The following is an 11,365-nucleotide window of genomic DNA, read 5'->3' on the forward strand; positions in this document are numbered from 1 at the left end:
GCTGTGACAATTCTACTTGCTCAAATTCCGCCCGATCATGCCTCCGGCTGTTTTGTTTTTAGGGTTTTCATAATGGCTTTTGCCTCGACCAGCGCGGGTGCTTTGGTCTTGTCGGCGGCCACGGCTTTCGAGATCTCACCAAGGCAGTTTGACGAGGTGTCAAGCTCGGCCAATTCCCGAACGACATGCAAAAGCGGGCCGTAATGGCCCAGTTGCAACGCCCCCATGGCAGCCTCTTTAAGGTGGCCGATCCCGGCGCTTTCGTCCCCGTGGGCCATGGCCAACCGACCGCGCAGACAGGTCAGGCCGACGATCCAGAATTTCTCACCGCTGTCGTTGGCAAAGGCTTCGGCTTCGTCCAACAGCTCCTCGGCCAGTTCCAGTTTGCCGTGCAGAATGGCCGCATCGGCGTAGAGGCAAAGGAAGAAACTCAGACCAAGGCGGCAGCCGGTATCGCGCCATTCACGCAGGCCCAAGGCGATCTCTTCTAAGGCCTTTTCACCATCTGTGCTTCGGCGCACCCAGCCATTCATGACCCGCGCCCAACCGCGCCAGAACTGGAAAGAATATTCCTCGGACAGGGCGATCAAAATGGCTGAACTGTCTTGAACCGTCGCCTCATCGCCCCGGAAATGGGAAATCCATCCAAGGAAAGCATTGGCGAAGGACTGGCTGAACGGGTGTGCGGTTTCTTCGGCATGGACCAGCGCTGCCTTGATCGCTGTCAGGGCACTGGATTCGTCGCCTGACAGCCAGTAGGAAAGCGCGCGATAGCCCTGAAGAGCCACTGCAAGGTCAACCACATCGAAATCGAGGCCCATGAAACGATGTTCGATGGACAGATTAACCTCAAGCCCGGCCTCAAGATGTTTCAACGCGTCCTTGGGATGGCCCAGATAGGTCTGCAGCGATCCCATTGAACGTTCGGCCGAGACAATGGTCAGCGGGCTCGACAAATCCTGACAGAGCGAGACCAGCCGATCCGCATTCTGTTTCGAGATCTCATATTCCCCGCCCAACATGGTCGAGCGGAACTGCCCGTAGACCACTTTGAACAGCCGTTCGGTCTCACCATATTCACGACACAGGGACTGCGCCCGCGCATAGGCCGACAGAACCGATTTGTGCGCATAGCCCCGGACGAAGGCCAGAGGCACGGCGATCATGATCTGCATGTCTATTTCGCGCCGGTCGCGTTCCTGCGATTGCGGCATTTCCTGCAAGCATTCCAAAGCATGCTGCAAATGGGTGATCGCCTCGACATTTGCCGAGTGGTCCAATGCCTGCCGCGCCGCGGTCATCAGTTTGCCTTCGGCGGCGGGGTAATTGCCGGCACGCCAGTAGTGATGGCCCAGAATTTCAGGCTCTCGCGCGACTGTTTCGGCGTATTTCTCCTCAAGAACTGCAGCGATTTGGCCATGCCATCTTGAGGCTGTCGAGCGCAGCATGGATTGATACGCGGCATCCTGGACCAAGGCATGGCGGAACCGGTAGGCATCTGCCGTACCCGGCTGGCCCGCGGGCACGATCAGCTCGGTTTCAAGAAGCTGGTTCAGCGCTTCGGTGATGTCGTTTTCAGTCCAGTCCAGAACCTCGGACAGCAGCTTGCGCTCAAAGTTTCGGCCGATTGCTGCGGCGACCTGAACGATCTCGCGGCTGGCCGACAAACGGTCTAATCTGGCCATCAGTGAGTCCTGCAGCGATTCCGGGATCGCCATGGACAGCTCGGCCTGACTCTGGCCGCGGTTGACCAAAAGACCGGATTCCATCGCCATCTTGGTCAGTTCTTCGACAAAGAGCGGCACGCCATCCGTGCGGTCAGCCAGTTGACTGAGAACTTCCGGCGACGGTTGCAGGCCCGAAATGCTTTCAACCAGCTTATAGATGTCACGACGTACAAGCCGGTTGAGCTCCAGGCTTGTGACATGGGACTGGTTGCGCCATGGCGATTGGAACTCGGTCCGGGCGGTCATCAGGATCAGGCAGCGGCAATTCGACACCTGTTCGATCCAGCCGTTGACGAATTCCAGCGTCGAGGCATCGAACCAATGCACATCGTCGAGCAACAGCAATAGCGGGTGGTGCTGCTCCAGACCCGCGCATAGCTGCAAAAGCGCCTCGATCAGCGCACCCTTTTCCCGCTCGGGCCCCATCGGCGCGACCAGAGAGGTGCTGTCTTCCAGCCCCATCAGGCGCAGGATAGGGGCGGCGCAGGTTTCAGCATCAAGGTTCAGATCGGTCAGAAACCGGGTGACTTTATCCCGGCTTTCCTCAGGAGGTGCGTTGGGCAGCATGCCCGTCAGCGTCGTCAGCGCATTCTTGATCGGGAAAAACGCGCTGCTTTGATGCAATGGCGATCCGAACAGGGTGAACTGGGTGGAGTCCTCGCTGGTCAGCTTGTCCTTCAGGCCAAAGGCGATCTTGGATTTACCAACGCCCGCGTCACCAGTCAGCAGCAGAACCTGCCCCTCTCCGTCCAACGCTCCGTCCCATCTGGACTGGACCAGAGCGATTTCGGCTGTGCGCCCGATGGTCGGTGTTTTGTCATGCGCGAAGTTCTTGCGCCCGGTCTCAAAACCGGAAATCCTCGGACCGACCACGTAGAGCTGCAACGGTGTGCTGACACCCGCCAAGGGCGGACTGCCGATCGAGGTGAAATCCAGACGCTCTCCGATCAGTCTGCGTGTCACTTCCGAGACAACGACCTGACCCACATCTGCCGCAGCCTGAATCCGGGCCGCCACATTCGGTGTATCGCCAAACAGCCAGACCTTTTCCGAGCTTGATGTGCCGGCTGCCGTACCCACCACCACAGGTCCGGTGTGGATCCCGATCCGCACATTTGTCGAAACCGACTTGTCCGTCAGCCCCGCGTTCCCGTCACGTGTCGCGCCCGCGATCTCAAGCGCGCAAAGAGCGGCGGAATAGTGGCTGAGTTCCTGCGCGGTGGGATAGCCGAAGATGGCGACCACTCCGTCGCCTGCATAATTGGCAATCTCGCCGCCGAATTTGGTGACGGTCCGGCCAACCAGCTCGCGGTATTGCGTGATCAATTCGCGGTAATCCTCGGGGTCAAGCCTTTCGGACAAGGCCGTTGAACCCACCAGATCGCAGAACATGACGGTCAGTTGGCGACGTTCGGCCACGTCTTCTGGTGCGTCCTTGGGAGAGGGTAAAGGGGCACTCGGTGGGGGACTGTCCTGACCCATCAGCGAAGCCCCACAAGCGGTGCAAAACTTTGCATGCGCCATCGCTGACGCACCACAGGACCCACAGGCTAGGGTCAATGCATTGCCGCAGCCGTGGCAAAAGTTGGACCCGGCAGGATTGGCCGCACCGCATTTGCTGCAATTGACATTCGGACGTCCCAATATGACTGCCCCTGAGCGCTGAAAATTGCGCCGTATATGAAACAAAGAAACAATTTCGCTTTCTTTAGTATCACATAATCTACAATTCGTCGCCCTTGAATTGTGCGCGGGTTTTGTGCGCCCGCAAAGGGTTACTGACTGATGCGTGCTGGCACCGTAGTTAGCACCCCGCCTGCGGGCGCAGAAATCCTCCAATTCTGTCGATGTTTTCGACCAGAAAGAACGGGCTGTCAGAGCCTGGTATGGGCTGAAAAAGCTGCCCATGGTCTTTTTTGAATGCGGTAAAGATCGGGCCGTTCACATGGTCCAGAAAAGCTTGGAAGTTCTTGTAGATTTCGATGAAAACGACGGTGCCGTCACTGCAGGGCGGCGCCGAGTTTTCGCCGCCTGTGTGGATGAGGTAGCCCCAGGTGTCCTCTTCCTGCTTCACATCTTGGGCCAGTTGCTTGAGGGCCGCAATCCCTTCGGCCTCCTGTTTGGGTTTCAAATACCAGGTCGCGATTATGCTATACATATCGATAGTCCTTTCGAGAGGCAGGTCTGCGTCCTATCCGTGATCAGCCCTGCCCAGACGGGTCAAATTGATTGATCTTTGTGGCGCGGCAACCCTCGGGAAATGAGGATTCAATATGCCGAAAGAAAGCCCGCAATGGGTTCGTTGGATGAGGGCCACGCACCCCTTATGCTAGCATATTGTGCGCCGGGCTGGCAAAACTCAGATGTTGCCAGCGGGTGTGAGCGGTCCTGACTGTCACTGAGCCACGGCCCGAATATCAACCCCGCGAGGAGATCTGCCGCAGAGGTCCGTAGGCGGCTTTGAACTGCGCCTTGGCTGCCTCGCAATCTGCGGTTTTGCTGCTGTCGGGCAAAACGCGCTCGCCGATGCTAGGGGCTTCTAGGATGTCTTCCGGGGACGCTCCGGTTTCTGCGATCTGGGCAAGACGCGCGGCCCCCAGTGCTGCGCCGAATTCTCCATCTTTGGGCAACTCGATTGGGACGTTCAGAACGGTTGCGATCAGCTTGACCCAATAGTGCGATTTTGTACCGCCGCCGATGCCGATCAGCCGATCAATCCGCGCGCCGGTCTTCACCAAAGCGTCATACGAGTCGCTCAGGCCATAGGCGACCCCCTCGAGTACGGCGCAGGTCAGATCGCTCTGATCGGTGTCTTTTCCCAGCCCGGTAAAGCCACCGCGAATGTTGGCGTCGTTGTGCGGGGTGCGCTCACCTGAGAGGTAAGGGTAGAACTGCACGCGGCCCGGCGCGCGTAGCTCCTCGCCCAATGCGCGTGTCAGGTCGGCGGGTTTTTGACCAGTGATTTGGCCCAGCCAATTCAGGCTGTCGGTTGCAGACAGCATGACGCCCATCTGATACCAGCGATCAGGCACGGCATGGCAAAACGTGTGCAAAGCCGAGGCCGGGTCAGGGTGATAGCCATCGCGCGCAGCCAGCAGCACTCCGGAGGTGCCAAGAGAAATGAACCCGTCACCCTCGTTCAGAGCACCTAAGCCACAGGCAGCTGCAGCGTTGTCTCCAGCACCACCTGCGACGGTGACGCAATTGCGCAGACCCCAACGGCTGGCAAGATCGGTGCGAAGGGTACCTGCGGGCTGGCAGCCCTCGACCAGGCGGGGCATCTGAGATTCCGACATTTGCCCAGCGATCAACAGCTCCTCTGACCACGCGCGCTGCGAGACGTCCAGCCAGGATGTGCCAGCGCTATCCGACATGTCAGCGACGTAGTCGTACGTCAGATAGTAGTTCATATAAGCCGCAGGCAGCAGAACCTTCGCGATACGGGTGAAATTGTCTGGCTCATGTTCCTTGACCCAGAGCAGTTTGGGGGCCGTGAAGCCGGGGAAAACGATATTGCCTGAAGCTTCGCGAATACCAGGCAGGGCGTCCAGATTCTTGGCCTCGGCATCCGCGCGCGTGTCGTTCCACAGGATGCAGGGTCGGATCACGTCACCTTTGGAATCCAACAGCGTTGCGCCGTGCATGTGGCCCGCTACGCCTATGGCTCGCAGATCGGTAAATTCGGGGTGAGCGTCCCGCAACGCGGCAACCGCCCCCTCTAGCGCCGCGATCCATTCGGCGGGGTCCTGTTCGCTCCAGCCGGGATGTTTGTGCTCGGACGTGCAGGAATGCTCTGCCGAACCGAGCACGCTGCCGTCTTCGGCCAAGAGCAGGGCGCGCAGCCCGGACGTTCCCAGATCAATGCCAAGGTAGCTCATACTGCGTCGCCTCTGATTTCATAAGTTTGCAAACGGTTTATTCTGTTTTCGAGGAGTCTGCAAAGCGCGGATCAACCGCCGATGTAGCTGCCGGTCTTTGGGCGATAAAATATCTTCTGATCGTGCAGCTTGCCCAGAAGATCATGCATCCGGCGGATGGTGTCTTCGTTGTTCTCGTTCGCCTCAATGGAATAAGAGGCTATCGCCTGTCGCAGGGCTTGTTCGATCAATTCCATATCCTCGATGGAGAGTTCGAACATGTCATTATATTGCGGCATTGGAGGTCCTCCGGCTGCGGGTGTGAAACCAAAGCATGCCCGGAAACCCCGAGTTTTACCAGATTGCAGGCCGCATCAGTCCCTTTGCATCCGCGTTGCATAATATTGTGCAATGGCTTGGGTCCGGTTTTTGACGCCCAGCTTGTCGTAGATGTTCGAAAGGTGGAACTTCACGGTGTTCGTCGAAATCTCGAGCTCTTTTGAAAGTTCGCGATTGGACATGCCCTGCGCCAACGCCTCGAGGATGGTGCGTTCCTTGCGCGACAGGCTTTCGATCGGGTCCAGCTGCATTTTCCTGACGTCGATGAACGGAAACACCATCTTGCCCGCGGCCACCTTCTCGCAGGTGTCCAGAAGCCCTTCGACCTCGCCCGAGCGTGCGGCAAACCCGGCAGCCCCGGCCTGCATCGCAAGTCGTGGAACGTCGGCATTGGCATCGCCATAGACCACGAAGCGCGGTGCGCTGGCCTGATCGCGCAGCACCTCGATCAGTTTGGCAGCGCCAAGGGCGGGCAATGTCCAGTCCACCACACCGACCTGAACAGGCACCCGCATGACCGTACCAAGGAACCCCTCGGCCGTGGCCGAAGTCGCAACCAATGAGAATCGCGGGTCGCGTTCAAAGATCTCCGACATCGCCGACAGGACCAGAGGGTTGCCGTCCGCCAGCATGACGTCGATGGGCTTAGATGGAGCTTCAGCCATATGAATTTGCCCTTAAAGCTCAAAAACTACCCAAATGGGTGGGTACGGTTTTGGTATACTATCGTATTTTTACACCTTTGGGTGGGTAATACCCCATCCTATTAGGCATGCTAAATCAGTAGTAAGTTACGTTGCGTGATCTTGCAAGACCACGTTTTCTACACGGCAACTCAACCAAACGGGCCGCTGAGCCTGAGAAACCGCCGAGGAAGCCGCACAATGACTTTCCAGATTTTCCCTCCGCTCGAAATCCCCGAGACCCTTGCAGCGGGTCCCGGACCCGGCAACACGGATGCCCGCGTTCTGCAGGCCTTTGCAGCGGCGGGGGTCGCCGATCACATGCAGGGCGACGTTCTGCGCGGAATGATCGAGTGCAAGCATATGCTGCGCGAAATCTGGGGCACGCAGAACGCCTATACCTTTGCCGTCGCCGGCACGGGTTGGAGCGCACTGGACACCATGTTCTCAGCCGTCATGCCGGGCGACAAGGTTGTGGCTTTTGCCAACGGCACATTCTCGGGCATTGATGCGCTGACCCTGCGGATCAAGGCGGCGACGCCCATCGAACACGCAGCCAATCCGCTTGAGCCACAAGCTGCCAGCGTCACCGTGATCGAGGTTCCGCATGGCCAGTCTGTCACCGGAGAAATCGTCGAAGCAGTCCTGGCCGAGCACAAGCCCAAATGGGCGTTCATGGCCCACTGGGAAACCGGGTCCGGCCGGATCAACGACATTCGCGGTTTTTCGGACGCGTGTGAGCGTCACGGCGCGATGGGTCTGATCGATGCGGTATCGTCGCTGGGCGTGGATGACTTTTCGATCGACGACTACCCCGGCATCGCGGGTTGGGCCTCTTGCCCGCAGAAAGGTCTGTGCTGCCTGCCGCTGACCTACGCTCCGGTTAGCTTCACCGATGCCTTCATCGACAGCCTCAAGACCAGCGGCGCCTACACCTATGTGCACAACCCGATTTTCGAGGCGCGCCATTGGGGTATCGTCGAAGGTCAGGATGTCGAGAAAGGCACCTATCACCGGACGCATTCGGGCTATGCCGTGGCCGCCTTCCACGAGGCGCTGCGTCTGACCTTGCAGGAAGGGCTGGCCAAGCGCGCAGCGTCTTACCGCATTCACGAACGCGTCCTGCGCGATGCCGTGGTCGAACTGGGGTGCGAGGTTACCTCGGACATGCCGAGCCTGATCGTTCTGAACCTGCCACCGGAGCTTGCCGGTCGCGAGATGGAATTGGTGCAGAACTGCCGTGCGCGCGGTTTTGGCATCTGGCCCACGCTCAGCGCGCCTGTTCAGGTGCGGATCGGCATCCTCAACCAGCTGAACCGGAAATCCGTCAGCCGGATCGTGCGCCTGTTTGCCGAGGCGATGCGCGAACTGGGCGGACAGATTGATCGGGACGCAATCGAAGCCCTGCTGGAAAGCCGCTACGGCACTTCGATGGCTGCTTAATTTCACTGCAAGAACGGGAGGATTGCAGATGGATATTCACGAATATCAGGCGAAAGAACTACTTTCGAATTTCGGTGTCGAAGTGCCGCCCGGTGCTTTGGCCTATAGCCCGGAACAGGCGGCCTATCGGGCGCGTGAACTGGGGGGCGACAAGTGGATCGTCAAAGCGCAGGTCCATGCAGGCGGGCGCGGCAAGGCCGGTGGGGTCAAGCTGTGCAACACCGAAAATGAGATCTACACAGCCTGTGATGACATGTTCGGCCGCAAGTTGGTCACGCATCAGACTGGTCCTGAAGGCAAAGGGATCTACCGCGTTTACGTGGAAGCTGCGGTGCCGATTGATCGCGAAATCTATCTGGGTTTTGTGCTGGACCGCTCGAGCCAGCGTGTGATGATCGTTGCGTCCTCGGAAGGCGGGATGGAGATCGAAGATATCTCGGCCGAGCGCCCAGACAGCATCGTGCGTTCGATCGTTGAACCCGCAGTGGGTCTGCAAGAATTCCAGGCCCGTGAAATCGCGTTCCAACTGGGGCTGGAGCCGAAGCTGATCCAGCACATGGTCCGCACGCTGCAGGGCTGCTACGCCGCCTTCAGCGATCTGGATGCCACCATGGTCGAGATCAACCCACTGGTAATCACCGGAGACGACCGCGTTCTGGCGCTGGACGCGAAGATGAGCTTCGACGACAACGCCTTGTTCCGTCACCCGCAGATCGCCGAACTGCGCGACAAAAGCCAGGAAGACCCGCGCGAAAGCCGCGCCGGTGACCGGGGCCTGTCTTATGTTGGTCTCGACGGCAATATCGGCTGCATTGTAAACGGCGCCGGTCTTGCGATGGCGACAATGGACACGATCAAACTGGCTGGCGGAGAGCCGGCGAACTTCCTCGATATCGGTGGTGGCGCCTCGCCCGAGCGTGTGGCTAAAGCTTTCCGTCTGGTTCTGTCGGACGACAATGTGCAGGCCATTCTGGTGAACATCTTCGCCGGTATCAACCGCTGCGACTGGGTGGCCGAAGGTGTCGTGCAGGCTCTGAAAGAGCTGGATATCGACATCCCTGTCGTCGTGCGTCTGGCCGGTACTAATGTGGAAGAGGGTCAGAAGATCCTCGCCAAATCCGGTCTTCCGATCATCCGCGCCACCACTCTGATGGAGGCTGCCGAACGCGCCGTGGGCGCATGGCGCAACGACCTTACCCAAGGCACCAAGATGAGGGCCGTGCAATGAGCATTCTTCTCGATCGTAACTCGCGCGTGATCGTGCAAGGTATCACCGGCCGCATGGCGCGGTTCCACACCAAGGACATGCTGAACTACGGCACCAACGTCTTGGGCGGCGTGGTTCCTGGAAAAGGCGGCGAAACCGTCGAAGGCGTTCCGGTCTTTGACACCGTTAAACAAGCGGTTGAGGCCACTGGCGCGGATGCCAGCCTTGTGTTTGTGCCGCCGCCCTTTGCGGCCGACTCGATCATGGAGGCCGCAGATGCCGGTATCCGCTATTGTGTCTGCATTACCGACGGTATTCCGGCGCAGGACATGATCCGCGTGAAGCGCTACATGTACCGTTATCCCAAAGAGAAGCGCATGGTCCTGACCGGGCCGAACTGCGCGGGCACCATCTCACCCGGCAAAGCGCTGCTGGGGATAATGCCGGGGCATATCTACCTGCCGGGCAATGTTGGCATCATCGGTCGCTCGGGAACGCTGGGCTACGAGGCCGCGGCCCAGTTGAAAGAGCGCGGGATCGGAGTTTCGACCAGCGTTGGCATCGGCGGTGATCCGATCAACGGCTCGTCCTTCAAGGACATTCTGCAGCGTTTCGAAGAGGATGAGGACACCCATATCATTGCCATGATCGGTGAGATCGGAGGCCCGCAGGAAGCCGAAGCGGCCGAATTCATCCGCGATCACGTCACCAAGCCTGTGGTGGCTTATGTTGCTGGTCTGACCGCTCCGAAAGGTCGGACCATGGGTCATGCCGGTGCGATCATCTCGGCCTTTGGCGAAAGCGCCAGCGAGAAGGTTGAAATCCTGTCCGCCGCAGGAGTGACCGTGGCCGAAAATCCCGCGGTGATCGGCGAAACAATCGCCCGCGTGATGGAGGCTGCGTGATGGTCAAACCCTCGGTTCTAGTCACCCGTCGCTGGCCTGCCGCCGTCGAGGCGCAGCTGGCCGAGAACTACAACACGGTGCTGAATACCGGGGACAAACCCATGTCCCCGGCAGAAATCCGGCATGCGCTGAAATCCTATGATGCGGTCCTGCCGACCGTGACCGATACCCTCAGTTCCGAGGCTTTGGACGTACCCGGCGCGCAGACGAAGATTCTGGCAAATTACGGCGTTGGCTACAGTCACATCTGTGAGCCCTCAGTGCGTGGGCTGGGCATGACCGTCACCAACACGCCGGACGTGCTGTCCGAATGCACCGCCGATATCGCGATGACCCTGCTGCTGATGGTGGCGCGCCGCGCTGGCGAAGGGGAACGCGAGCTGCGGGCGGGCAACTGGACCGGCTGGCGCCCCACGCATCTGATCGGCACCAAGGTCAGCGGCAAGGTGCTGGGCATCATCGGCTATGGCCGCATCGGGCAGGAAATGGCCCGGCGTGCCCATCACGGCTTCGGGATGCAGATCATTGTCTACAACCGCAGCAAAATCGCGCCCGAGGTTCTGGCCCAATGCAATGCCACTCAGGTCGAAACCGTGGATGATCTGCTGCCGCAATGCGATTTCGTCTCGCTCCATTGTCCCGGCGGGGCTGCAAACAGGCACCTGATCAACGCCCGCCGTCTGGATCTGATGAAACCGGATGCGTTCCTGATCAACACGGCCCGAGGCGAGGTGATCGACGAACGCGCGCTGATCCAGTCCCTGACCTTCGATATGATCGGAGGGGCGGCGCTGGATGTGTTCGACGGAGAGCCCCGGATCAACCCCGTCCTTATGCAATGTGACAACCTTGTGATGCTGCCCCATCTCGGCAGTGCCACCCGTGAGGCGCGCGAGGCGATGGGGTTCCGTGTGCTGGACAACCTCAGCGACTTTTTCGAAGGCCGCGAACCGCGCGATCGCGTGATCTGACCTCGCGTATATCAATTTCCTGCTCTGGCCCCTCCGTAGGGCCGGGCTGCGGACCGCTTAGGAGGACTGCGTCATGAACGCCCCCAATCGTATCGACGGTTTTTTCACCCAGTCTTTGTCGGACCGTGATCCTGAGCTTTTCGGCTCGATCACGTCCGAGCTGGGCCGTCAGCGCGACGAGATCGAGCTGATCGCGTCGGAAAACATCGTCTCTGCCGCCGTGATGGAGGCGC

Annotated in this window: 9 protein-coding genes and 2 pseudogenes; 5 read left to right on the forward strand and 6 right to left on the reverse strand. The window is 59.4% G+C overall.

Annotated elements, in window-relative coordinates; genetic code table 11:
* Positions 1-35 precede the first annotated feature (35 nt).
* The 6 genes and pseudogenes from ACXAH8_RS18245 to ACXAH8_RS18270 all read right to left on the reverse strand — a co-directional run bounded on the left by ACXAH8_RS18245 (position 36) and on the right by ACXAH8_RS18270 (position 6,588).
* On the reverse strand, positions 36-3,209 hold the full coding sequence (locus ACXAH8_RS18245; protein ID WP_475220169.1) for an adenylate/guanylate cyclase domain-containing protein: 3,174 nt from the start codon (positions 3,207-3,209) through the stop codon (positions 36-38).
* Between the two features lie 21 nt (positions 3,210-3,230).
* Positions 3,231-3,635 (reverse strand): annotated as a pseudogene (locus tag ACXAH8_RS18250) (zinc ribbon domain-containing protein); the annotation flags it as partial.
* Positions 3,532-3,885 (reverse strand): putative quinol monooxygenase, encoded by a 354-nt coding sequence (locus ACXAH8_RS18255; RefSeq protein ID WP_475220161.1) that lies wholly within the window; start codon positions 3,883-3,885, stop codon positions 3,532-3,534. The gene ACXAH8_RS18255 and the pseudogene ACXAH8_RS18250, both read right to left, overlap by 104 nt.
* Positions 3,886-4,144: 259 nt before the next feature.
* The gene (gene xylB, locus ACXAH8_RS18260) at positions 4,145-5,605 is read right to left on the reverse strand and encodes a xylulokinase (protein WP_475220162.1); all 1,461 of its coding nucleotides are present in this window, start codon (positions 5,603-5,605) and stop codon (positions 4,145-4,147) included.
* Between the two features lie 71 nt (positions 5,606-5,676).
* The gene (locus ACXAH8_RS18265) at positions 5,677-5,883 is read right to left on the reverse strand and encodes a hypothetical protein (protein ID WP_475220163.1); all 207 of its coding nucleotides are present in this window, start codon (positions 5,881-5,883) and stop codon (positions 5,677-5,679) included.
* Positions 5,884-5,958: 75 nt separating this feature from the next.
* A complete protein-coding gene (locus ACXAH8_RS18270; protein ID WP_475220164.1) occupies positions 5,959-6,588 on the reverse strand; it encodes a LuxR C-terminal-related transcriptional regulator in 630 nt (209 codons plus the stop codon).
* A 219-nt stretch (positions 6,589-6,807) separates the two neighbouring features.
* On the opposite strand from ACXAH8_RS18270, the gene ACXAH8_RS18275 reads away from it, so the two are divergent.
* The 5 genes and pseudogenes from ACXAH8_RS18275 to glyA form a co-directional block, all read left to right on the forward strand.
* Positions 6,808-8,049, forward strand: coding sequence for an aminotransferase class V-fold PLP-dependent enzyme (locus ACXAH8_RS18275; RefSeq protein WP_475220165.1), 1,242 nt, complete (start codon positions 6,808-6,810; stop codon positions 8,047-8,049).
* A 28-nt stretch (positions 8,050-8,077) separates the two neighbouring features.
* Positions 8,078-9,277: a malate--CoA ligase subunit beta gene (locus ACXAH8_RS18280; RefSeq protein ID WP_170556060.1), complete on the forward strand. Its 1,200-nt coding sequence runs from the start codon at positions 8,078-8,080 to the stop codon at positions 9,275-9,277.
* Positions 9,274-10,161: a succinate--CoA ligase subunit alpha gene (gene sucD / locus ACXAH8_RS18285; RefSeq protein WP_475220166.1), complete on the forward strand. Its 888-nt coding sequence runs from the start codon at positions 9,274-9,276 to the stop codon at positions 10,159-10,161. Before ACXAH8_RS18280 ends, sucD begins: the two co-directional genes overlap by 4 nt.
* On the forward strand, positions 10,161-11,132 hold the full coding sequence (locus ACXAH8_RS18290) for a 2-hydroxyacid dehydrogenase (protein ID WP_475220167.1): 972 nt from the start codon (positions 10,161-10,163) through the stop codon (positions 11,130-11,132). The genes sucD and ACXAH8_RS18290 overlap by 1 nt, the downstream gene beginning before the upstream one ends.
* Positions 11,133-11,205: 73 nt before the next feature.
* Positions 11,206-11,365: pseudogene (glyA, locus tag ACXAH8_RS18295) on the forward strand (serine hydroxymethyltransferase); the annotation flags it as partial.

It is taken from the genome of Ruegeria sp. ABV3_008, from assembly GCF_056161185.1.